This window comes from Prosthecobacter sp., assembly GCF_020439865.1.
Lineage (GTDB): Bacteria > Verrucomicrobiota > Verrucomicrobiia > Verrucomicrobiales > Verrucomicrobiaceae > Prosthecobacter.
Genome location: NZ_JAGRPF010000043.1, coordinates 1 through 23,544 on the forward strand (window position 1 = coordinate 1; position 23,544 = coordinate 23,544).

Consider the following 23,544-nt stretch of genomic DNA (forward strand, 5'->3'; position numbering starts at 1 on the left):
AGGTGCTGCCAGTCAACAGCTGGTGAGAGGTCCGAGTCTCCGAGGTGCTGCCAGCCAATGGCGGGTGAGAGGTCCGAGTCTCCGGGGTGCTGCCAGCCAATAGGCGGTGACGTTCCGGACTCTCCGGGATGCTGCCAGCTATTGGCGGGTGAGGAGCCGGAGTGAGCTTTCTCCTTGGGGATGAAGGCGGGAGGCGTGGTGGGGAGAGCCGACGAGTCGTCGCCACTCCCAAGCGAAAGGGCCATGCTTTCGCATGGCCCTCGTGGGAGTGGGAGACCCCGAACGGACGGACAGGAATGTCCGTCTTACACGGTGCCGAAGATGGTCTTGCCGGTGCTGAGGAGGTCGTCGCAGGCTTCCTTCATGCGGTCGCAGAGGCCCTGCTCGCCTTTCTTGAGGTAGGAACGCGGGTCGTAGGCTTTCTTGTCGCCGATCTCGCCGTCGATCTTGAGGACGCCGTCGTAGTTCTTCATCATGTGGGCGACGATGGGACGGGTGAAGGCGTACTGGGTGTCGGTGTCGATGTTCATCTTGATGACGCCGTAGCCGAGGGTCTCGCGGATTTCTTCGAGCGGGGTGCCGGAACCGCCGTGGAAGACGAGGTCCATTTCGGCAGCGGCGCCGTACTTGGCGGTGACGGCGGCCTGGCCGTCCTTGAGGATGGTGGGCTTGAGCTTCACCGCGCCGGGCTTGTAGGAGCCGTGGACGTTGCCAAAGGTGGCGGCGAACATGAAGCGACCGATGCCGTTGAGGGTTTCATACACGGTGACCATGTCCTCGGGAGTGGTGTAGAGCTTGTCATTGGAGACGCCCGAGGTGTCGTGACCGTCTTCTTCACCGCCGACGACGCCGGCTTCGATTTCGAGGATGATTTCGAGCTCGGCGCACTGCTGGAGGAGTTCCTTGGAGATCTTCATGTTCTCTTCGAGCGGGAGCTCGGAGCCGTCGAACATGTGGGAGTTGAAGAGATTGCCTTTGCCGGCTTCGCGGCGCGCCTTGGTGGCGGCGATGAGGGGCTTGAGGAATTTTTCGACGTTCTTCGGATGGCAGTGGTCGGTGTGGAGGGCGACGAGGACGTCGTACTTCGCAGCGAGGATGTGCACGGCCTCGGCGAGAACGATGGCGCCGAGGGCCATGTCTTTGACGGAGGTGCCGGAGGCGAACTCACCGCCGCCGGTGGAGACCTGGATGATGCCGTCGGATTTGCTCTCAGCGAAGGCCTTCAGCGCGCCGTTGATCGTGGGGAGGGAGGTGACGTTGATCGCAGGATAGGCATAGCCGCCTTTCTGAGCGGCATCGAGCATGGCACGGTATTGGGCGGGGGTGGCTACGGGCATCTTAGGGTGTTGTTAGGGAGTTGAGCGCCCGAGGGAAGCAAGAAACGGGCCGGGTGCAAGAAGCGCTTCGCATGAGGCCATCCGCACTTCGGTAGACGGAGCAGCAGCAGGTGCAATCTGCCCGGCTGCTTCCTCGCATTGGACATCCCCCCAAGCCTATGCTATCCGCACGACCCATGTTTTCTCCCCGACCTCTTGTCTCTCTGCTGGCACTTGCTCCCGCGCTTCTCGGCGCTGCGGAAAAGGTGGACTTCAACACCCAGATCAAGCCGCTGCTCGAAGGCGCCTGCACGCACTGCCATGGTGCCAAGGAAGACAAAGGTGACTTCCGGATGCACACACTGGAGGACATCAAAAAGGGTAACGAAAACGGTCCCGGCCTGACGCCAGGAGATTTGAAGAAGAGCTCGATCTACACCACGCTGCTGCTGGCTCCGGATGAGGACACGGCGATGCCGCCGAAGAAGGAAGGCATGCTGGAAAAGAGCCAGATCGAGGTGATCAAGGCCTGGATCGAACAGGGCGCCGACTGGCCCGCAGGCGTGGTGCTGGAGCAGACGCCGCGCATCAAGTTCGAGAAGCACATCCAGCCGATTCTGGAGCAGAACTGCCTGTCCTGTCACAACCCTGACAAGGCGAAAGGTGATCTGATCCTGAGCACGAAGAAGGAAGCCTTCACCACCGGTGAGAACGCGCCGAACATCGTGGCCTTTGATCTGAAGAAGAGCGCGATCTATCACTCGACCACGCTGGCTGCCGACGATGACGATTTGATGCCACCGAAAAAGAGCGGCGGTCCTTTGAGCAAGGAGGATGTCAATTTCCTCAAGCTGTGGATCGAACAGGGCGCCCCATGGCCGGATGACCTGAAGCTGACAGCAAAGGAGAAGAAGGCGCCGGGCACGAACAATCCGGACAACATGGAACTGGTGAAGAAGATCCACGCCTTCATCGTGCAGACTTCGAAGGAGAAGAAGGAAGCGGAGATGAAGCCGTATGATTCGAAGATCCCCAAGACGGGCATCCCGTTCAGCATGGTCGTGATCCCGAGCGGTGAATTCACGATGGGCAGTCCTGAGGGCGAAGAGGGCCGCAGCGATGACGAGAGCCCGCAGGTGAAGAAGACGCTGAAGCCGTTCTGGATGGGCAAGTACGAAGTGACGTGGGATGAATACGAGCCTTTCCAGCTCACCAGTGTTGGCCGTAACAAGGACGGCTCCCGTCAGGTGTGGAAGCCGACCGACAAGCCGGAAGATCTGATCTCCCAGCCCACCCCGCCCTATCAGCCGATGGATTTCGGCATGGGCCGTGACCATTTCCCTGCGATCTGCATGACCCAGCACGCGGCGAACAAGTACTGCCAGTGGCTGAGCGCCCAGACCGGTCACTTCTACCGTCTGCCCACGGAAGCAGAGTGGGAGTATGCCGCACGCGCCGGAACGAAGACCGCCTACTTCTTCGGCGATGATGCTTCACAACTGAAGGATTACGCATGGTACTTCGACAACGCGCCGAACTTCCAGTACTCCAAGATCGGCAAGAAGAAGCCGAATCCCTGGGGCCTCTACGACATCTACGGCAACGTGTGCGAGTGGTGCCTCGATCAATACACGCCGACCACACCTTCGGCCGCCATTCTCGGCAACGACTGGGTGCGGTCGAAGACCCCCTACCCTCACGTCGCCCGCGGCGGCACGTATGACGATGATCCCGAGTACTGCCGCAGTGCCGCGCGCAAGGCCTCCGATCCTCTGTGGAAGCAGCAGGATCCTCAGCTCCCGAAGAGCATCTGGTATCTGACCGACGCGACGTGGCTGGGCTTCCGCATCGTGCGTCCGCTGGAGATTCCGACGGTGGAAGAAATGTTTGCCGCCTGGAACAACGGTGTGGCAAAGGAGTAACCGAAAGTCACCTCCCGACATATCACTGACAGGCCGCTGCCACCTCAGCGGCCTGTTTTTTTTGCTCGCCATCGGCATCGAACTGCGTTCAACCTCTTCACTTCACTCTCTCCCACCCCGACCTGACTCATGACGCAATCCAACTCCTCCTCCCGTGGCGCTGTCGCCGCCCTTGTTGCTGCCTTCCTTGGCTGGCTCTTTGACGGTTTTGAAATGGGACTCTTCCCGCTGATCGGGAAACCCGCATTGCAGGATCTGCTGCCTGGCTCCACAGCCGTCATTCAGGGACAATGGTTCACCGTGATCATCGCCGTCTTCCTCGTGGGCGCAGCGACCGGCGGCGTGCTGTTTGGCTGGCTGGGTGACAAGCTGGGGCGCGTCAAGGCGATGACGCTGGCGATCTTTACGTATGCAATTTTCAGCGGGCTCTGCGCCTTCGTAACCGAGGCCTGGCACTTCGCCGGACTGCGCTTCATCGCATCGCTCGGCATGGGTGGTGAGTGGGCGCTTGGCGTCGCGCTGGTGAACGAAATCTGGGGCGGCAAGAACCGTGCATGGATCGCCGGGATGATCGGCGCGGCATCGAACATCGGCTTCCTTTTGACCGGACTGATCAGTTGGAGGCTCAATGAAAGCCTGGACGTGGTGACCGGCTGGATTCACGCGATGGGCCTGTCGCCGGAGAATACCGACTACCTCCTGCACAATCGCGCGTGGCGGTTCATCGCCGTAAGCAGCGCACTGCCCGCGATCATCAATTTCTTCATCCTCGTCTTCGTGCCCGAGTCCCACAAGTGGGAGGAGGAAAAGAAGTCTGGCAGCACCTCGCACTGGGCGACGATGGATCTCATGGGCGTGCTCATCGCGTGCGTGGCAGCCATGGGGATCATTTACGTCTGGTCGCCCTTGGCGTCGCTCGGCGGTGGGGTGGCCGGTATCGTGACCTTGGCGGGTCTGGCAGTCGCTCTGTGGGGTTACATGCACCCAGTGCGTCAGTACATGTCCCGTTCCGTGGCTGCCGGCAGCACCCAGTCCGCCGACCGCAGCACGATCATGCGGAATTTGCTCATCGGGGCCGGTCTGGCAGCCGTAGCCCTGCTGGGCACATGGGGATCGGCGCAGCAGGCAGCACGCTGGGCTTCCGATCTTGCCCCGAAAGGCAGCACACTTCCGATTATCGATTATGTGGTGATCTCCACTGCGCTCGGTGCCATTCTGGCGACCCTGATCACGCCCCTGATCGCCGACAAACTGGGACGCCGTGTGACCTACACACTGCTTTGCGCTGCGAGCCTTGCTGCTTCATTGGGCTTCTTCCGGATCAACGTGCCTTTCACCGGTGACAGCATTCCCTCCACTCTGATGGTCAGCGCCTTCCTGCTTGGCGGCATCACTGCCTCCTTCTACGGTTTCTTCCCGCTCTACTTCCCCGAACTCTTCCCCACCAGCGTGCGCGCCACCGGCCAGGGGTTCTGCTTCAACTTCGGCCGTCTCATTGCTGCCATTGGAGCTCTGCAGTTCGGTAATCTCATGCTCATGTTCAAAGGCGAGAACGTTACGGCTATCCAGTCAGCCGCGAATGCCTACTCGGTGCTTTCCTGCATTTATCTGGTTGGCATGGTTTTGGTCTGGTTTGCCCCAGAAACCAAGGGGCGCTCGCTACAGTAAAGGAGCAGATTCATGCATGGGGCAGTGTGAAGGGAGCAGGGCGAGAAAGTTTTCTTGCCTTCGATCCTTTCGTGGATAATAATTCACGTATATTAACCTCTCAGAAATAAGAATCTTTTAACCGAGATGAGTAAAAATTTATGGATTCTATGATTTTATCTTGATCCTACCTTTGGAACTCGTTACATTAACCATAATTCGAGATTTTCTCGGAACCCATAGCTCTAAGGAACCACCTCCATGATTAACGGAACCAAAACCCCAGCCAAAGACCACGCCAAACTGGCAGATTTCATCCTGTTCAGTCAGCGCGAGTTCCTGCTGAATCTCTCCCGCGAGCTGAACCGAGATAACATCTCCTTCGCTCAGTTCTTCCTGCTCAGCTACCTCGCCACCTCGAAGGAGCTGACCATGACGGATATCGCCCGCAAGATGGGACACTCCACCGCAGCCGCCACCGGCCTTGTGGACCGTCTTGAAAAACTCGGCCTGATGGAGCGCACCCACGCCGTCGATGATCGCCGCAAGGTGCTGGTCCGCATCACTTCCCGTGGGATCGAACTGGTCAGCCGTCTGCGTGACGAACTGCAAAACCAGATCGCCGACGCCATGAGCGAAACATCTTCAGAAGACGCAGCCAGCTTCATGACTTCCTATCGTGCGTTGGACACGGCGGAGGTCCGCTGATCGATCTTCTTCCCCTCTTTTTGCAAAGGCGCATGGTTTTGTCCGTGCGCCTTTGTTTTTTTCATGACAGCATCTGGGACGATGAATGCCAACCTGTGGATGACCTTCCCCGCTCTCGAAGAGTTGCCCGGCTTTGCGCATCGTTTTACCCTGCGGCACACTGAGATCGATGTGGATGCCGAGCGTTCGGTGGTCGTAGATCGTCTTTGGCGATGGCACCGCTCGCAGGTCGAGGAAATGGGCTTTCCGAAAACCTCTCTGTGCATCGCCGAACAAGTTCACGGGCGCGAGGTGGCGGTGGTCTCCGCTCCTGGCGGCGAAATCATTTCAGGCACGGATGGAATGATCTCCAACACGCTAGGTCTGATGATCGGCATCTATGTGGCTGATTGCTGTGCCGTCTATTTGGTGGACAAGCGCACAGGGGCCTTTGGCGTGCTTCATTCCGGCAAAAAAGGTTCCGAGTTCGGCATCACCGCACACGCGATTGATCGAATGAAACTCCACTTCGGCACCAACCCTGCCGACCTGCATGTTCAACTCAGCCCCTGCATCCGTCCCCCCGCCTACGAGATCGATTTTGCCGCCCAGATACGGCAACAAGCGCTGGACGCCGGGGTGCCGACCCGGCAGATACATGACACCGGACTCTGCACGTCTTTGGATTTGCGTCGGTTTTATTCCTACCGCATGGAAAAAGGCCGCACGGGGCGCATGCTGGCGCTTCTGGGACGCATCGCCTGATTTGTCATGACTTTTCATTCCCCCGCCAAGATCAACCTCTGGCTGCGCATTCTAGGAAAGCGCGCCGATGGCTTCCATGAGGTGCAGACCCGCCTGTGTCGGTTGGCACTGGGAGATACGGTTGAGATCGAGCTTCGCGGCACTGGCAAAGACGTCTCCCTGACCTGTTCTGATCCCACCGTACCCCTGGATGAATCGAATCTCGCCCTGCGTGCCTTGCGTGCCTTTGAGAACCGCACCGGCAAGCAGTCCTCATGGCGCATTCATTTGGAAAAAAAAATCCCGGCAGGTGCCGGCCTTGGTGGCGGCAGCAGCAATGCAGCCACTGTGCTGAAAGGAGCCAATCAACTGGCCGGATCTCCATTGTCTCAGGCGCAATTGCTTGAATTGGGAGCTCAGATAGGCTCTGACGTGCCCTGCTTCGTCATCGACAGTCCAGCAGCTGACGGCGCAGGGCGAGGGGAACAGGTGACTGCGGCTGATTTTCCTTGGCAACTGCCGCTTGTCTTGATCAAGCCCCCCTTTCCCATTCCCACTCCTTGGGCCTACAAACGCTGGGCTGCCTCAAAGGAAATGCCAGGTGTCCTCTACGCTCCACAACTTTGCCCTTGGGGTGCAATGGTGAATGATCTGGAGCGGCCTGTTTTTGAGAAGTTCTTGCTCCTGCCGTCCATGAAAACTTGGTTGCTCGAGCACGGCGAGGTTCAGGCAGCCTTGATGTCCGGTTCTGGCAGCACCATGTTTGCGATCACTCAAACCCCGGTTCAGGCGGCAGAACTGGCGGAAAAAGCCCGGGAATGGTGCGGTGAAACGGCTTGGATTCAGCCTACTCAAACAGCCGGCTGAGGCGTCCGAGGCTTTGCCTCCCAAAAATTTGGGGCCGGGCGGCTCCCGATTCCGCCCGGCCCCTGGTTTGATCAACCTCAACTTAATCCTGCGGTGAAGCAGGGTTTTAGTTAACAACCAATCACTCTCAAGACCCAGTCTATGGAGGGCTGAAATCCCCGCATGAACTGTTGATGGGGTTAGATTGGCCACTTCACAGAGTGTTGAAAAAAGATGAAAAAAGTTTTTGCTGAAGGCAGTCGCGCCCCTCCGCCGTCTCTCTAAGCCTCACCCATGCCTGATCTCCCCCCTCTGACCAACCACGAGCGCGCCGTTTATGAATGGCAAATGTGGGTGCCGGGCGTGGGAGAGGAGGGCCAACGAAAGCTCAAGGCCTCCTCGGTGCTCATTTCGCGTGTCGGGGGATTGGGAGGGCTGGTGGCACTGGAACTCGCCGCTGCCGGTGTTGGTCGCCTCATTCTTGCGCATGGTGGTGACCTACGCCCCTCTGACTTGAATCGCCAGCTCCTGCAAACCCACGAGCACATCGGGAAGCCGCGCATGGAATCCATCGTACGTCGGCTGCACGACCTCAATCCCCGCTGTGAAGTCATTGGCGTGCCTGAAAACGTCACTTCCCTCAATGCGTGTGACCTTGTCGCCAGGGCGGACGTCGTGGTGGACGCCGCCCCGATGTTCCAGGAACGCTTGGCATTGAACGCCGCCGCAGTGCGCGCAGGCAAGCCGATGGTCGAATGTGCGATGCACACCCTTCAAGCCAGCGTGACAACATTCATGCCAGGGAAAACGGGCTGTTTGGCATGCTATGTTCCCGAGGTGCCTGCGGATTGGAAAAGGCAGTTCCCTGTGTTTGGAGCCACGTCGGGAACGGCCGCCTGCATCGGAGCGATGGAGGTGATCAAGCTCATCACCGGCATCGGCAGCACACTTTGCGGAGAATTGCTCTCGATGGACCTCGGCACGATGCAGTTTCGCAAAGTGAAGTTGCCCAAACTGGCAGACTGCGCCGTGTGCGGCTGAAGTGCGGCGTCACTTCGCCACGTAGTCAACCACGCAGACCTTGTCGAGCAGTGGTTTCAGCTTCGCCACAAAGGCCTGATGTTCCGCATGCGGCAGATAGACGTTGAGCCCATCCTTGTCCGCGAAGGTCACGAAGAAGCAGTGAGTAAAGCCGTCATTCAGCCCCTCCGGACTCACGTTCGTTCCCCACTCATAGCCTTTCACCGTATCGATCTTCTTTGCCAGTTCGCCGAAGGCCTTTTCAATGCCCTGCACCTGTTCAGCCGTCGCCTCATCCTTGAACTTGAAAAGAACCACATGGCGGTAAGGAGCATCGGCGGCGGAAGCGGAGGAGATCATGGCGAGTAGGAGGAGACAAAAGGCAAACGTTCGGGCTTTCATGGCTGCGCATTCTGCCGTGCTCTCCATTCACGTCAATCTCGGCCTAAGAGCACACGGAGCCGGGACTCACCTGCTTTTTGTGAGCCCTCCCACACCTGGCGTCTGGCGTCCAAACCGGTTGCGGCGCGGCATGGGACGTGCTTTGAACATGGCTTAATGCGTGAACGCCCGCACACGCCAAGCAGCCAACACTCCAATCCATTCATCCTCTCTCCGCCATGAGCCACTGGGACCGTTTCCAAAAGTATTTTGTTCGCTACTCCGACCTCGGGTTTTCCATCGATATCAGCCGTATGGCGTTCGAGGACAGTCTTTTCACCACGCTGGCTGAACGCATTGAATGTGCCATGAAGTCGATGGATGCGCTTGAAGCCGGAGCCATCGCGAATCCGGATGAGAAGCGCATGGTCGGGCATTACTGGCTGCGGAACTCGCAACTCGCGCCGAGCGAGGCCTTGAAGCTGGAAATCGACACGACTCTGGAGGCGACACTAAAGTTCGCGAAGGATGCGCATGCGGGAGTAATTACGGCGGCCAACGGAAAGAAGTTCACCCGCGTGCTGGTGGTTGGCATCGGCGGTTCCGCGTTGGGGCCGCAACTGGTGGCTCATGCGATCACCCCGGCCAATCCGCCGATGGCGATCTCGTTTTTCGACAACACGGACCCTGACGGCATTGACCGCGTGGTTGCCGAAATCGGCGACGAACTGGCAACGACGCTGACACTGGTGATTTCCAAGTCCGGCGGCACGAAGGAGACACGCAATGGCATGCTCGAAGCCGAGGCGGCCTACAAGAAGGCAGGGCTTGAGTTTGCCAAGCATGCCGTGGCGGTGACCGGTGACGGCAGCGAACTGGACAAGCACGCCAAGGCACAGGGCTGGCTGGCCGGTTTCCCGATGTGGGACTGGGTGGGTGGTCGCACTAGTGTGATGAGCGCCGTGGGGACGATTGCAGCAGCGTTGCAGGGTGTGGATGTGCGGCAGTTCCTCGCCGGTGCTGCGGCGATGGATGCAGAAACACGCATCCGTCCTGCACGTGAAAACGCAGCAATGCTGCTGGCGCTGATGTGGTATCACGCAGGCAAAGGCAAGGGTCTCAAGGACATGGTGGTGCTGCCCTACAAGGACCGGCTCGTGCTGTTCAGCAAATATCTTCAGCAGCTTGTGATGGAAAGCCTCGGCAAGGAGCACGACCTCTCCGGAGCAGTGGTGAATCAAGGCATCGCTGTCTATGGCAACAAGGGCAGCACGGATCAGCATGCTTACGTGCAGCAGCTCCGTGACGGTGTGAACAATTTCTTCGCCACCTTCATCGAGGTGCGCAAGGCACGCGACACGGGCGCCTTTGAGGTTGAGCCTGGATTTACCAGTGGCGACTATCTGCAGGGTTTCCTGCGGGGCACACGCAAGGCGCTGGCTGAGAAGGGCCGGGAATCAATCACGCTCAGCATTGCAGAAATCAATGCCTTCAGCCTCGGCATGCTCATCGGCCTGTTTGAACGTGCCGTGGGCTTTTACGCCGGCTTGGTGAACATCAACGCTTACCATCAACCCGGGGTTGAGGCAGGCAAAAAGGCGGCCACTGAGTTTCTCACTCAGCTCGCCAAGGTGCGTGATGCGCTCACAAGCACGGGCATGACTGCGGATGAGGTGTCGGCCAAGCTCGGGATCGACGCCGAAGATGCCTTTCACATGCTGAATCACCTGACAGCGAACGGTCTGGCGAAAACTGTGGCGCTAGGCGTGAATCCCGTTCAGGATCAATTTGCCGCATCGTGACAAATCGCCGTTTGCACACGTATGTTGGGCATTCTATTAATCGCTTCCTCTGAGGAAGCTTGCCCCAAGAAGTCGTCATGCGTGAAATTCCCATCCAGTATCAAATCGCCTGCGTCATTTTGACCGCCCTGTTCATCTGGTCGTTCAGTATCGCTCGTGAACCGCGTGGCTGGCGGCGATTGTTTCAATCCATGTTCGCCAAGTCGGAGACTTTCTCCGTGAACAGGAACAAGACCATTGATGAGGCCTTGAAGCGCTATGGCATTGTCATTGCCATGATCATTCTGGTGGTGGACGTGTCGTGTTTCGTCATGGGGGTGACCTACCCGTTTCGTCAGAAACTGAAGTCCCTTTCTCCCGAACAGCGGGAGAACATGAACGAGATCAACAAATTTGAAAACACCAAGTCCGGCGTCTCACCGCTGCCTTGATCAGTAGTTCCGCCTTGTCACGATGGTGTCGGCCACCAGGTCGTGCAGGCAACGGCGGTCCTTGCGGAAAATCATCAGCACGTTTCCAAGTGACAGGATGGGTCCGACCACCTGAATGCTCTCGATGACCGCGAAAAGGAACCACCGTAAAAACACGGCCTTCACAAAGCCGGCCTTGGAGCCATCTTGGGCACGTACAATCTGAATGCCTGTCAGGAGTTTGCCAATCGATTGACCGCGGACTCCGAGCAATACCACATTCGAAAGCACAATGATGAGCATAAGCCAGCTCATGGTCATCACGGTTGGATTGCCTGCTGTCTGCACCTTTTCGATCTGCCGCTGCAGCGCATCTATCAACGCTGTTGGATCGTTTTGATGATCCCGTATTTCAGCCTCAAAGCCCGCATCCATCATGGCCGAGAACAGCACAAAGAGCGGGACCAGCATCATTGTCCAGTCGATGAGCCTGGCTGCAAGCCTGAGTCCTCGCGGGGCCATCTCGACATTCAGCGTCCGATCTTGCCTGACTTCTTCCCGCAATGCGGTGAGATCCGGCGGATCGCCCCGTGTCACCCCGGCTTCCTCGTCCAGTCGCTGCAAGTGTTCCCCAAGAGCCTGCCATTCCTTCATGCCCTCCGCCCAGCACAAGTCCGTGGGAAGGAGGCGCCCGTTGCGCAGCCCGGCGCTTACATCAAGATCACTGAAGGTGCCGAGCTGTTCTTCGCCGCGTGCCAGGTGGTATTTCATGTGGTTGTCGGTTGCTGAAGACCGGATGCTAGATAGCTCCTAACCAGCCTGCATCAAGCCCCCATCCCATTTGAAAACCATCGTCCGCGTCTTTTCCTATCTGCGTCGCTATCCATTGCTCGGAACGGCGCAGATTGCGTGCGCCATCCTCGGCACGCTCATGGTGATTGTGTTCCCGTCCATCACCCGCGAGGTCATGGATGTCGTCGTGCCAGGAAAGCAATGGGATCGTATAACGCCTCTCGCGTTGTTCGCTCTGGCCGCCTACTTTGCCCAGCATCTATTCAATTCGCTGCGCATTCAGCTCAACAACACCTTTGAGCAGAAGGTCATCTTTGATCTTCGCAGCGACATCTATCAACGCCTGCAAACCCTGCCCCTGCGCTGGTTCGACAACCGCCCCTCCGGTGATATCATGACCACTGTTTCCGAGGACATTCCCTCCGTCGAACGCGTGCTCATCGACGGCATCGAGCAAGGACTCGTCTCCGTTCTGCAAATCGTTGTCGTCGGTGCGTTCATGCTGCAGGCCGATCCCACTCTCACGCTTTACGCGCTCATTCCCCTGCCCTTTCTCGTCGTCGGCGCCCTCACCTACACTCGCACCTCGCGCGATCGGCATCGTAAGGTTCGCAAGGCCAGCAGCGCCATGAACTCGCTCCTCCAAGACAACGTCTCAGGCATGCGCCAGATCAAAGCGTATGCCATGGAGAGCGAAGAGCACACCCGCTTTAATCGAGCGAGTGACGCCCTGCGCCGCGCCACACTGCACGTCATGCGCATCTGGGCCATTTACCGTCCTGGCATGCACTTTCTCACCAGCATCGGCATGGTCATCGTGCTCTGGGTCGGCGCGCGTCAGCTCATGGCGGGCAGGATTCAAACCGGTGACCTCACAGCTTTTCTCCTTCTGCTCAAATTCTTCTACGATCCCATCGAGAGCCTGCACCAGCTCAATCAGATCCTGCAGGCCGGACGCGCAGCCGGCGAGCGCGTGTTCGACATCCTCGATGCGGAACCCGAGGCTGACACCACCGGCGGGCGCGAACTGGCGACCATCACCGGGCATGTGCGCTATGAAAATGTCGGTTTCAGCTACGCGGGAAAAACTCCCACCGTGCACAGTGTTTCGCTCGATGCATACCCGGGTCAGACCATCGCGCTGGTCGGTCCCACCGGTGCGGGCAAATCTACGCTCATCAACCTCCTCACGCGTTTCTACGAGTACGATGAAGGCGTCATCACCATCGACGGCGCCCCTGTTCATGAACTCAACAAAGCCTGGCTCCGTCGTCACATCGGCTACGTCACGCAGGAAAGTTTTCTCTTCAACGGCACCGTGCGCGAAAACTTGGTGATCGGTCGTCGCGACGCCACGGATGAGAAGCTTTGGGAGGCTTTGAAGAGCGCCAATGCCGACGCTTTTGTCAGACGACTTCCTGATTTGCTCGACACCCATGTAGGCGAACGAGGTGTGAAACTCAGCGTTGGCGAAAAACAGCGCATCAGCATTGCCCGCGCCTTGCTGCGCAATCCGCCAATTCTCCTTCTCGATGAAGCCACCGCCAGCGTCGATACCGAGACCGAGCGCCAGATTCAGGAGGCTCTGGAACGCCTCATGGCCCATCGCACGAGTTTCGTCATTGCGCATCGGCTGAGCACGGTGCGAAATGCCGACCGAATCTACGTTCTCGATCACGGCCGCATCCTTGAGCAGGGCAGTCATGATGAACTCCTTGTGCAGGATGGCATGTATGCCCGCCTGTGCCGCACTTCCCTCATCGCGGCCGAGCGTCCTGCAGGATGAGCGATGCCATCTGGGGGGGAGAACTTCGTTCAACAGACCACAGGCCTCTTTGCCTTACTTGTCGGGGCATTTCCTCTCACTGGCGTTGGCTGAACTTGGACAATTGCACCAGGTCAATCAACGCCTCACGATCCTTGTCGTTGTTGGTCGTCATGGTGATGGCAAAATCGTAGCCTTGAATCAGTCGGCCATACATTTTCTGAACGCCCAGGACGCTTTTGCCGGATGGATGCATGATCTCCACCTCCCAGGTTTGGAACTCCAGTCCGTTGATCGTTTCCACGCCTGACTTCATCCGGCCCAACTTCACGCCCGACTGCGCATAGCTGTTTCTGATCAACTCAATGACGCCCTTGTGCGTTTCCTGCCACGGGCCGTCGGCGGCCTCGTCATAGGGCTCGATCGTTGAAAGCAAAGTGTTGAAGCGGTCTTTGCGAAGATTGAGGAGCTGCTTGAGTCCCGAGACATCCACTGTCGCTTCCGCCGTTTTCTCGATGGCCTTCAGCCCCTGCTCCTGAAGCTTCTTGGTTGTCTCCTTGGTCATGACATCCCAGCCTGCAGGGACACGCGTGCTCCAGCCGATTTCTTCCGCCACGTAGGCCAGCGATTCGTCGAGCTTCCCTGTTTCAATCTCCTGCTGTTTCTCCGTCAGTGACTGCCCTTTTCGACACGCACTCAGCCCCAGACAGAGCAGAATCCCAAACATGACATGGATCGGTTTCATAGGCGGAGGGATGTCCTGTGCGTTTTTAGCGCATGTGCTTCCTCCGCGCAATCATCACCTCTGGGCGAGTTTCCAGCACGTCTTTGTAATGTTATGGCGCAGGAATGATCCAGGCCGGACGGTCGGTTTGGGGCTGGGCTTTGATGAAGGTGGCGCGCCCAGATTTGAGAAGGGCGACATCGTTTTGGGAGAGCATGGTGGCGTCACCCGTGGGGATCCAGATGGGAACCGGCTGACCGGGCATCTGGAAAAGCCAGTAGCCGATGTAGCCGGTTCCAGGAATGGAGGCATCGCCCTTCCAGAGCTGGAGTTGATCCGCTCTGGCAAAGGATGTAGAAGCGACGAAACCAGAACTGGTGAGTCCGGCCTTGGCTGGCGTGGTGTCGAGTGGCCAGGGATTCGCCACGAGGTTGTAGCCTGTCTTCAACGGACAGGCGAAGGCGGTTGTGCGCACGCTGCCAGTCGTGAGCATCGTCGGAGGGATGGATGTGATGATCTGCACCATCAATCCCATGCCCGGCGGGATGGGCACATCGTTCATGCTGGAGAGCGTTTCATCACCACTCAGGACCCAGCGTTGCTCGCCGCCGTTCGCATAGAGCCAGCAGGTGCGATAACCGGAAGGGGCGTAGAACAGCACCTGATCGGCGCTGACGGCGATGTCAGCTCCATGGAAGTTCGCAGGGTCAAACACCTCTCCAAGCGTGCGATGCGGCCGCAATGCGACACGCACGCCAGCGAGATCAGTCCAAGCCGGCGTGGCGAGCGTGTTGTTTGCCGAGCCCGTGGCGATGACGCAGGCGTCAGGGGTGATGCTTAGTAGATCAAGCCGGTGACCTGTCTGCGGGCCGCTCACGACCTCGAGATAGTAACGCCGCGTGGGATCGGCGTTCGCCGCAAGGGCCGCCTGCTCGCCGAACGTGAAGCTGTCGGCACCGACGTTGGCGATGATCCCGGTGAACAGAGCGTCACTGACGAGGTTTAGCCCAAAACTCTGGGTGCCAGCGCGCAGACCTGCCTCCTGCCACCCCACAGGCGTGCTGACCGCGCTGGTGCCATCGCTCTGCGTGACGCGCAGACGGATGATTCCGCGAGCGAGACTCTGACCAGTGAGCGTGTGAAGATTGCTCCATGTGACGCGTTCGAGGCCATTGCCTTGATCGACGACTGTGGGGGCGACGACGAGAGGAGTCCAGGTGATGAGATCATCGGTGCCTTCGAGCACAAAGGTGAAACCGCTTTGCCCCGCGGGTCGCAGGAGTGTGGCGTCAATCCTGCTTTGATCGCGTGCGATGAGTTGCAGTCCCTCGCCGGGCAGGCTGATGCCACTGGAGGTGGAACTGCCAAGTGCGCGTTCCAACAAATCGGACGTGCCATCACTGTCAGCGTCTGAGGACGACGGTGGAGACGCTGAGCCAAGCGTGGTGGTGAGCGTCGAGGACGCGGAAGTTGTGCTGGCTGCGCTGACGAGCAATTGGCTGTTCGGAATGATTCCCCGTGCCTGGCTGGCGCTCTCCCAGACGAGCCTGGCCGTGGCGTCGCCACCATGCTCGTAGAATTCCATGGTGACAGAGACAGGAACACCGGCCTGAAGGCTGACAAGCCCGGTGTCCCATGATTCACCGTGATCCGTCCAGTTATCGACGAGCAATTTGCCATCCACCCAGAGACGTACACCGTCATCGCTCACCGAAACGATGTCATACACCTCGGTGTAAAGCGGGACGATGAATCCTTGCCAGCGAACACTGAAGCCGTCCGACGGAATGCGTGCATCGGGGCTGCCTGCTCCCCAGGTGAAATCGAGGGTGGAATCGATGCGGGTAAAGCTGAGCTGCTCGAAGTTTTGGCCGACGTAGTAGTCTGCGCTGAGACCATTCGTGACAACTACGGGTGCGTACGTCACGGAGAGGATATTCGAGACCGTATTGCCGTTGCCCGCGCCATCTTGCGCGGCTCCGGCCGGCAGACTGATTGTGACGTCACCCGCCGTTGTCGGCGCCACGGTGACGGACCACACGGCACCCGCTGCTGAAAGAGCGGTCACAGTGCCGTTGGTGACGATGAATTCGGATGCGAGCAGTCCGGTGACATTCTCACTAAACGTGGCAGTGACCACAAAGGGAGCTGAGACGTTTGCTGACACAGTGGAAAGCACCACCGAAGGCGGCGTAGTGTCAGCGAGTCCGTAGTTCACGGTGAGCAGGTTCGAGACCGTGTTCCTCGTCCCTGCACTGTTCAACGCCGCATCCGCCGGGATTCTTACCGTGACGCTTCCAACCGCGGTCGGAGTGATGGTAACACTGTAGCTCGATCCGCTGCCACTGAGAGCCGATGCCGTGCCGTTGGTCACCTGAAAGTCCGCCAACGATAGTCCCGTCACGGACTGGCTGAAGGTGGATGTTACCATGAACGGTGCGGTGACATTCGTTGAAGCGGTGGTGAGAACAACGCTCGGCGGAGGAATGACAGGAGCGGTGTAGTTCACACTCAAAGCGTTTGATGCAAGGCTGGTGTTGCTCGCAGCATCCACTGCTGAACCGGCTGGCATTGCCACGGTCACAGCCCCATTTGTGACGGGAGTCACAAGAATGCTGTAAGCAGATCCGCTGCCACTAAGGGCAGAAGCGGTGCCGTTGGTGACATTGAAATCACTCAACGTAACACCCGTGACCGGTTCGTTGAAGGCGGCGTTCACCGTAAACGGCGCGCTCACGCTGGTTGAAGCTGTGGAGAGTGCGACTGACGGCGGCGTGGTGTCGGGCGCACTTGTGGTATTGATGAACTCGATCCAGTTAAAATTAACCCCGCCGTCGGGGAACTCGATCCGGACAACCGCGGAGCCCGAACTGGCGACATTTATGCCGGACACGCTGAAGTCGCTCCAACTGTTCCATCCGCCGGTCGCGGTGATGTTAAACGTGGTGACGGTGGTGCCATTGATCAGCAGGCGCATCCGGGAAGGACCTGCGAGCACCGTGGCCATGCGAACCTTGATGTCATAGGTTCCCGGCGAAAGCATGGTGGTGTAGCGCACCCACTCACCGGCTTCGATCCAGCCAATTGAAGGCGTGTTGTCCGTGTCTTCCGACGGTTCAATATCGACACTGGTGTCGCGATAATTGAGCCCTGAAGACAACTGGCCGATGTTTGCCGTGTCGGTATCGTGGTAGGCGACGCCTTCCCCACCTTCATCGAAATCTTCGGCCTGCAGTTTGAGCGTCTGCACGACACCCGGCGAGTAGGTGACGTTGAGTGTGTTAGAGGCGAGATTTGTGTTCGTTGCCACATCACTCACGGCTCCTGACGGCAGCATCACTGTCACCACCCCGGCGGCGACCGGAGTGATCGTGACACCATAACTCGTTCCGCTGCCGGTAAGCGTGGATGCGGAACCGTTGGTCACGGCAAAATCACTGAGGGCGAGTCCGGTCACGACTTCGCTCGAAGTGATGCTGACGTTGAAAGCTCCGCTCACCGTGGCGTTCACCGTCGCGAGCGTAACCACCGGTCTGGTCAAATCCGAGCTGTTGGTGATGTTGAGCGTGTTAGAGGCGAGATTCGCCACGCCGAGGGAATCCGTCATCACACCCGCAGGAACGACAATCTGCACCGCAGGAGATGACGGCGTCACATTGAAACTGAAATTGGTGCCCGTGAGGGCGAAACCACTGACTGACCCACCGGTGACATTCACGTCGGTAACAGTGAAGCCGGTGGCAGACTCGCTGAGAACTCCGGTGACGGCGAATGTGCCGTTGACCGTCGCGCTTGCGACTGCGAGCACGATATTGATCGGCGCAGGCGCATTGGTCGGCAGGTCATCGATCTGGGAGACGTAGGCCGCGAGCTGATCGACCTGCGCCGTCGTGAGGGTGAGCCCCTGATGAGCGCGGATGGCATCTGCCAATGTTGTTGCGCTGCCATCGTGCAGATAGGGCGCAGTCCGCCACGTGCCGCGCAGCGTAGGAACATCCAGACCGGTGAGTGGTCCGCCAAGGCGCTTGCCACTGACAGGCTTGATCGTGCTAATGTCTGCAAAGACGTTTAGTGCACTGTTGGTAAATCGGGTGCCGCTGTGACAGGCTGCACAATTTTGTGCCTTGAACAACGTCTGTCCGGCTGTGCCGCTCGTGGTGAGGGCGCCGCTGCTGGTGCGGTTCGGGCTGTTTCCATTGGTTGAGAGTGATTGCACATAGGCAGCCAGCGCGTCGAGATCAGCGCTGATGCCCGCCTTCAGATCTCCGAGGGGTTGATTGCGGGTGCCTGCATTGAAGTGCGCATCAGTCATCAGTCCGGTGCCGCCTGCAAGGTTGCGTATCTGTGCTTCAAAATCCTGCACCTCGTCGAAGTTGCCTGTCCAGTGCAGCATGCCGTGGGTTGCATGACCTCTGAGTGTGATGGTGTTGCGCAACCCTTCACCGAATCCGGTCAAATCCCACACGCGGCCATCGTGGCCGCCATCGTTGTGACAGGAGGCGCAGCTCATGTAGCCCTGCAACGCGAGCCGGGGATCCTGGGCGTCGTAAAAGTGCTGTTTCCCCTTCAACACCTGTGCCGTGAGCTTTTCAGTGGTGACGGTGTTAAGCGTGGCACTGGTTGTTGGCGCATTGCTGCCGCCCTGCTGAATGCCGCCCACGTCATGCACCGTGATCGTACGATCCATGAAATTCTGCACATACAGTGTGCCGCCATCGGGAGAGACAACCACGCCCTGTGGTGCACGTCCGGCAGGAAAGCGGATGACTTCCTGACGAGACCACGCGTCGAGGATCACCACCTCGCGGGTCGCTTCCAATGTCGTGTAAACATAGATGCCCCATGGGTCGAACGCAGCAGCGCTCGGCATGCCGGCATTGTCCACATCAACCCTCGAGGCCAGGTGCTCGGCCTGCGTGGCGAGGTCAATGCGCGAAACGATCGAACGTACGGTGTTTTCGTGATTCAAAGGGAGTCCGTCACGCAACGTGCCGCGTTGAATGTTGTCCTGCTTCGACGGCACCCAGGCAGACAGTCCATCGGGCGAAATGACAGCCGCACCGAGATAGTTTGGCAGTCCGCGCGCTGACGTCTCCGTGTCGGACGCCGTGCTTGGATTGAGCAAAATCGTGCGCTGCACCGCGAGCGAAGCCGTGCCGATCACCACCACCTGGCCGCCTGCACCGGTGAGATTGGGGGTGGCGGTGTTTTCGCCGACGACACGTGGTGTGACGAAACGCGTTGCATAGAGCTGCGTCCCGTCTGCTGAGATCGACAGATGGCGAACGGGGCCTCCTGCGGCGATCGAAGCGAGTTGCGCCCCCGTGCTGGGGTTCAATTTCAACACGGTGCCCGTATCCTCCAATGCCACCCACGCCGCCGTGCCCGCAGGATCGAAGACAATGCCAAATGGACGTGACCCACGGGCCAGACTGACTGTCGAGACCACCTTCCGAGTGCTTGTGTTGATGATGCTGATCGTCGCTGTCTCAGAATTCGTCACCCACAGCCTGCCGTCGGGTGCAAAGGCCAGCGCACGAGGAGAAGTGCCCACGGTGAGCTCGGTGTAGCGCGCCTTGGTCACGACATCGAAAGCGGTGACGCTGTTGTTGTCCGGATTGACGCACCAGACACGATCGTTGCCCGTGGTCAGATCCTGAAACGCAATGCTTGAGGAGATGTTGGGCTTCCTGGTCGTCAAGGGCGCATAGACCGCTTGGTAGAACGTGCTGGTGATGGCCACGCCGGTGTCATCCGTGGCAGTGAGCGTCACCAAGTAGCGCCCGGGTCCCGCGTAGGTGTGGGTGATGCTCGTTGTCGCAGACCACGCCGTCTCGGGCGTGCCGTCACCAAAGTTCCATCGGTAACGTGGGTTCACTCCATTGGATGACTGAGCCGTAAACGTGAGAGAACTGCCTGTTGCCTTGGGCGCAGATGCGAGAGGCTGCAGTGTGAGCCCCGGAGAAACAGTCCAGGTAAAAGACACGCTCGCAGGAGCGCTCAATCCGTCATCCGCACGAATGGTCACATTGAAGGTGCCTGCGGTGGTCACCGTCCCCGAAATCACTCCCGATCCCGATGAAATGCTCAACCCTGGAGGCAGTCCCGTCGCGCTGAATGTGATCGGATCATTTTCAGGATCGTTTGCCAGAACTGGAAGTGACACCACCGCTCCGACCACCGAGCTTTGATTGCCCGGACTGGTGATCTGAGGCGACTGATTCTGCGGCACCGTGCCTGTAGGATGGCGGAGATCGCGCAGTTCGATGATGTCCGAGAGGGACAGCGGTGCGTGGTGCAGCGTGACCTCGTCCACGGCCCCGCCAAAGAACGCAGTACCCGGACTGTCAGCCGCTCCGACCACCAGCGGTTTGGCAAGGTTGACCACGTAGATGCCACTGTCTTCGGCCACGAGGGAACCGTCGATGTAAAGCCTGCGAACTCCTGTTCGGGTGCTGCCGCTGACACTCGTCGTGCGGAATGTGGCCGCCACGTGCGTCCATTGTCCGACAGACACAGTGCCGCCGTTTAACGCCGTGGTATCCGCTCCGGTGCGCAGTTGCCAGCGACTGTCCGCCGTGATCCACAGACCATAGCCTCGTTTGGTGCTGGTCGATTCGTCACGCGAAGCCAAAACGCACCGCGCAGTTCCGGCCGACGCGTCGCTGCGCACCCACGCGGCAATGGTGAAATCATTTGGATTCAGCGCCGCATTGTAGGGCACCACAACGCTTTGGCTGCTGCCATCAAACGAGGCGCTTCGTCCTGTGCCTGGATTGCCGCTAAGCGCCGGATTTGAGATGGTGGTGTTTGCTCCGCCGCTGGCAGCGCCTTGAATGGCAAACAGACTCGACGAGGCGGCTTTCACTTCGCCACTCACACCGCCCCAAGCCAGTTCCTCAAATCTCCAAGTAACTGAAGGATTCTCAACAGGCAGGTAGGGCGAGAGATAAGTGCCACCGATGACCGAAACCGTCGAGTCGCCCGGCTTTTGCCAGCCCACAGAGAGATGATCGTCGCCGTTTCCTTCTTTCATCAGAGCCTCGATGTAGTAAGGCGTTCCGGCCTGAAGCGTGATCAACACCGAAGTCTGTTGCGGGTACCAAGACCATGTCTCAGACGGCACCCATGCGGGCTGACTCGCGATCTCCACCGCATTCAGAGGATTGGCATCAGTGCTGAGCAACAGTCTCGATTGATCGTCACTCGCGATGTAGAAACGATACTGTCCGGTGACCGGCACATGGAGAAAGCCTCGAACACGCTGTCCGGTCTGGTCATCCCAGTTCGAAGGTGTCTCAAATGAGGACAGCAGATCTCGACCGTTCGGATTGGCAGGATAGACCGTGTTACCGGTCAGGCTGGCTAGGGTGGTCCCACTGATACTTGTCCACCACTCGCGCATGATCTGGCCGTTTCCGAGATTTGGCAGCAGGACGATCCAATTGAATGAAACCGATGCTGACTGCCCCGCTTCGCTCACCAGAATCGTGGCCCGATAGGTTCCCGGTGCCGCCGTGACCGTGCCGGAGATCAAACCTGTGACGGCGTTGATTCCAAGCCCCGCAGGCAGCCCGCTGGCCGAAAAGCTCAATGCACCACCGGCCGCGCTCGCATTGATTTGCAGGGATGCCACGCTGTTTTGATTCACTGTCTGCTGGCCGGGATTTGTCACGACCGGAACAGTGTCATTCGTCACCTGAACGATGTGAGACTTCGACCACACACCGTTCGCGTCGACGGCAAACATCATCCAGTAGCCTGGTGTGAGAACGTTGATGCTCGAAGGCGCGCTTACAGCATAGACACCCGCCGAGGGAGTTGTGTGCGTGAAGCGAACGTGGCGTAGTCCCGTGCTCACCGAGTGAGTCAATCCAGACATGCTGATGCAACTGAAGTACTGCACTCCGTTACTTGCGTTGACGGTGAAAACAGTGGCAGGACCGATGCGATCAGGTGCCGCCGTGATTTCAGGTCTGACCGCCGGTGTGCCGTCTGAATTGAACAGCTGAGGCGGTGTGAACACCTGCGCGTCCTGATGATCAGTCAGCGCATCCCCGGACAATCCGCCACCACCGGACCAGACGCGTCCGTCCGGAAGCAGCATCGCCAGCGAGTGGTAATTTCGCGGCACAGTGAGGTCCGCCACGGCACGCCACTGTCCGGTAGTGGGATTCCAGATCTCAGGCGAATAAACCGTCCCCACGTCACTGAAAAATTGCCCGGAGGTGTTTCCTCCGACGATCATGACTTCGCCGTTCGGCAGCATGACCGAGTTGGCAAACGAGCGCGCACTCGCCATCGGGGCCACAGGTGTCACCACCGGAGTCGCGGCGTTCAGATCGACCGTGAAAGCCTTGTTCACCACTCTTCCATCGTCGATGGCGGTGAAACCGCCCGTCACAAGCACCTTGCCCACGTCATACATCGCCCATGCGCCCTGTTTCGGGTATTGGGTGCCCGGAGTCGTGGCGCCCGCAGAGGTCATCGATCCCGTGCCGCTTGTGGTGATCCAGTCCATGGACGGATGGGGGCCGAAGTGCGCCACACGCCCGTCTGGAGCCACGAGGAAAAAGGGATGCCAGTTGGTCTCGATCGCATTCGCGATCGGAGGATTGGCCACGTTTTGCCAGGCGATGCCGCTCATGCGCCTCCACCCGGAACTCGCGTTCCACTGCTCAATGGTTCCATTGCCATTGCCACCACCGTTGCCTCCTGCTGTCAGCACTTCGCCATTTGGCAGCGCGATGCTGGTGTTGTACCATCGACCGTCAGCCATCGTCTGCGCCGGAATCCATTCGTTGGTGCGCCAGTCAAACAAACTCGCCAGCGCCGTTGTTCCATTGATGCCGTTACCACCGTTCACCAGCAGACGGCCGTCTTGAAGCAGCGACAGTCCGCCGCAGAACATGTCGTGACGCCCATTATTGATCTCGGTGAACTGGCCTGTGGCCGGATCCCATACCGCAGCATAGGTGAATTGAGGCCCGTCAGGAAAGGTCGTGCGCTGATTTGATGCGTAGGTGAGGAGCCGTCCGTCAGGCAGCATGGCAGCTGTTACCGGGATATGCGGCGTCCATGGTATGACCGCACTCCAACTCCCTTTCGTCGCAAATTCGGCTGGTGAGACCGCACCAATGTTCATCACCACGGCTTCGGCCGCTGGTGCCAACCGTGCAGCCTCCGCCATCAGCGCATCGGCTTCGGCGTGACTGGCGACGTCAGCCCGGGTGTGGGAGCCGAGCACTAACAGCGGTACAAGCAGGCCCTTGAGCAGACGTCCCGGGCGTCGGAATTCCCGCTGAAAAATAGCGATGCCGCGAATCATGGATGAGCAGGTTTTCAAAACCGAGGATCAACCTTCCTGCTGAGCGCCTTCACAATTCAGGAGTTTGTAAATGCGCTTTCGCCTCGTGAACCTTCGGCACGAATTGATAGTTCGCATCGCGTCGCTTCACGTCCTTGCACTCCCCCACGCATTGCCTATC

General features: G+C 58.8%; 15 protein-coding genes. 9 read left to right on the top strand and 6 right to left on the bottom strand.

All coding sequences use genetic code 11. From position 1 onward, the window contains the following. Together KDL09_RS04135 and fbaA are read right to left on the bottom strand one after the other, a co-directional pair. Positions 1–245, bottom strand: a 245-nt coding sequence (locus tag KDL09_RS04135) for a hypothetical protein (RefSeq protein WP_294381702.1), incomplete at its 3' end; no start/stop codon positions are given. A gap of 60 nt (positions 246–305) precedes the next feature. After that, positions 306–1,337, bottom strand: a complete 1,032-nt coding sequence (gene fbaA, locus KDL09_RS04140) for a class II fructose-bisphosphate aldolase (RefSeq protein WP_294381704.1) — start codon at positions 1,335–1,337, stop codon at positions 306–308. A 176-nt stretch (positions 1,338–1,513) separates the two neighbouring features. On the opposite strand from fbaA, the gene KDL09_RS04145 reads away from it, so the two are divergent. From KDL09_RS04145 to KDL09_RS04170, 6 genes are all read left to right on the top strand, one after another. Then, entirely contained in the window at positions 1,514–3,238 is a 1,725-nt protein-coding gene (locus tag KDL09_RS04145) for an SUMF1/EgtB/PvdO family nonheme iron enzyme (RefSeq protein ID WP_294381707.1), read from the top strand. A gap of 129 nt (positions 3,239–3,367) precedes the next feature. Next, positions 3,368–4,906: an MFS transporter gene (locus KDL09_RS04150; RefSeq protein ID WP_294381710.1), complete on the top strand. Its 1,539-nt coding sequence runs from the start codon at positions 3,368–3,370 to the stop codon at positions 4,904–4,906. A gap of 240 nt (positions 4,907–5,146) precedes the next feature. Continuing rightward, positions 5,147–5,593: a MarR family transcriptional regulator gene (locus KDL09_RS04155; protein ID WP_294381713.1), complete on the top strand. Its 447-nt coding sequence runs from the start codon at positions 5,147–5,149 to the stop codon at positions 5,591–5,593. An 81-nt stretch (positions 5,594–5,674) separates the two neighbouring features. Next, positions 5,675–6,337 (top strand): polyphenol oxidase family protein, encoded by a 663-nt coding sequence (locus KDL09_RS04160; RefSeq protein WP_294381716.1) that lies wholly within the window; start codon positions 5,675–5,677, stop codon positions 6,335–6,337. 6 nt (positions 6,338–6,343) lie between these two features. Continuing rightward, positions 6,344–7,183: a 4-(cytidine 5'-diphospho)-2-C-methyl-D-erythritol kinase gene (ispE, locus tag KDL09_RS04165; protein WP_294381720.1), complete on the top strand. Its 840-nt coding sequence runs from the start codon at positions 6,344–6,346 to the stop codon at positions 7,181–7,183. Positions 7,184–7,456: 273 nt separating this feature from the next. Beyond that, on the top strand, positions 7,457–8,203 hold the full coding sequence (locus tag KDL09_RS04170) for a HesA/MoeB/ThiF family protein (RefSeq protein ID WP_294381724.1): 747 nt from the start codon (positions 7,457–7,459) through the stop codon (positions 8,201–8,203). A gap of 9 nt (positions 8,204–8,212) precedes the next feature. Here the strand turns inward: KDL09_RS04170 and KDL09_RS04175 are convergent, their stop codons facing one another. Next, on the bottom strand, positions 8,213–8,542 hold the full coding sequence (locus KDL09_RS04175) for a Dabb family protein (RefSeq protein WP_294381726.1): 330 nt from the start codon (positions 8,540–8,542) through the stop codon (positions 8,213–8,215). Between the two features lie 260 nt (positions 8,543–8,802). On the opposite strand from KDL09_RS04175, the gene KDL09_RS04180 reads away from it, so the two are divergent. Then, positions 8,803–10,365 (top strand): glucose-6-phosphate isomerase, encoded by a 1,563-nt coding sequence (locus KDL09_RS04180; RefSeq protein WP_294381730.1) that lies wholly within the window; start codon positions 8,803–8,805, stop codon positions 10,363–10,365. Between the two features lie 77 nt (positions 10,366–10,442). Further along, positions 10,443–10,796, top strand: coding sequence for a hypothetical protein (locus KDL09_RS04185; RefSeq protein WP_294381732.1), 354 nt, complete (start codon positions 10,443–10,445; stop codon positions 10,794–10,796). Here the strand turns inward: KDL09_RS04185 and KDL09_RS04190 are convergent, their stop codons facing one another. Next, positions 10,797–11,546: an RDD family protein gene (locus tag KDL09_RS04190; RefSeq protein ID WP_294381735.1), complete on the bottom strand. Its 750-nt coding sequence runs from the start codon at positions 11,544–11,546 to the stop codon at positions 10,797–10,799. A 70-nt stretch (positions 11,547–11,616) separates the two neighbouring features. On the opposite strand from KDL09_RS04190, the gene KDL09_RS04195 reads away from it, so the two are divergent. Next, positions 11,617–13,353, top strand: a complete 1,737-nt coding sequence (locus KDL09_RS04195; RefSeq protein WP_294381738.1) for an ABC transporter ATP-binding protein — start codon at positions 11,617–11,619, stop codon at positions 13,351–13,353. Positions 13,354–13,429: 76 nt separating this feature from the next. Here KDL09_RS04195 and KDL09_RS04200 read toward each other — a convergent pair whose 3' ends face one another. Further along, the gene (locus tag KDL09_RS04200; protein WP_294381741.1) at positions 13,430–14,077 is read right to left on the bottom strand and encodes a hypothetical protein; all 648 of its coding nucleotides are present in this window, start codon (positions 14,075–14,077) and stop codon (positions 13,430–13,432) included. A 91-nt stretch (positions 14,078–14,168) separates the two neighbouring features. Continuing rightward, positions 14,169–23,384 (bottom strand): Ig-like domain-containing protein, encoded by a 9,216-nt coding sequence (locus KDL09_RS04205; protein WP_294381744.1) that lies wholly within the window; start codon positions 23,382–23,384, stop codon positions 14,169–14,171. Positions 23,385–23,544 lie beyond the last annotated feature (160 nt).

Bases quoted from the DNA above. Each gene is read 5' to 3' on its own strand.
- ispE (WP_294381720.1), top strand. From the start codon at position 6,344: ATGACTTTTCATTCCCCCGCCAAGATCAACCTCTGGCTGCGCATTCTA.
- KDL09_RS04150 (WP_294381710.1), top strand. From the start codon at position 3,368: ATGACGCAATCCAACTCCTCCTCCCGTGGCGCTGTCGCCGCCCTTGTT.
- KDL09_RS04180 (WP_294381730.1), top strand. From the start codon at position 8,803: ATGAGCCACTGGGACCGTTTCCAAAAGTATTTTGTTCGCTACTCCGAC.
- KDL09_RS04170 (WP_294381724.1), top strand. From the start codon at position 7,457: ATGCCTGATCTCCCCCCTCTGACCAACCACGAGCGCGCCGTTTATGAA.
- KDL09_RS04145 (WP_294381707.1), top strand. From the start codon at position 1,514: ATGTTTTCTCCCCGACCTCTTGTCTCTCTGCTGGCACTTGCTCCCGCG.
- KDL09_RS04155 (WP_294381713.1), top strand. From the start codon at position 5,147: ATGATTAACGGAACCAAAACCCCAGCCAAAGACCACGCCAAACTGGCA.
- KDL09_RS04185 (WP_294381732.1), top strand. From the start codon at position 10,443: ATGCGTGAAATTCCCATCCAGTATCAAATCGCCTGCGTCATTTTGACC.
- KDL09_RS04160 (WP_294381716.1), top strand. From the start codon at position 5,675: ATGAATGCCAACCTGTGGATGACCTTCCCCGCTCTCGAAGAGTTGCCC.
- KDL09_RS04190 (WP_294381735.1), bottom strand. From the start codon at position 11,546: ATGAAATACCACCTGGCACGCGGCGAAGAACAGCTCGGCACCTTCAGT.
- fbaA (WP_294381704.1), bottom strand. From the start codon at position 1,337: ATGCCCGTAGCCACCCCCGCCCAATACCGTGCCATGCTCGATGCCGCT.
- KDL09_RS04175 (WP_294381726.1), bottom strand. From the start codon at position 8,542: ATGATCTCCTCCGCTTCCGCCGCCGATGCTCCTTACCGCCATGTGGTT.
- KDL09_RS04200 (WP_294381741.1), bottom strand. From the start codon at position 14,077: ATGAAACCGATCCATGTCATGTTTGGGATTCTGCTCTGTCTGGGGCTG.
- KDL09_RS04205 (WP_294381744.1), bottom strand. From the start codon at position 23,384: ATGATTCGCGGCATCGCTATTTTTCAGCGGGAATTCCGACGCCCGGGA.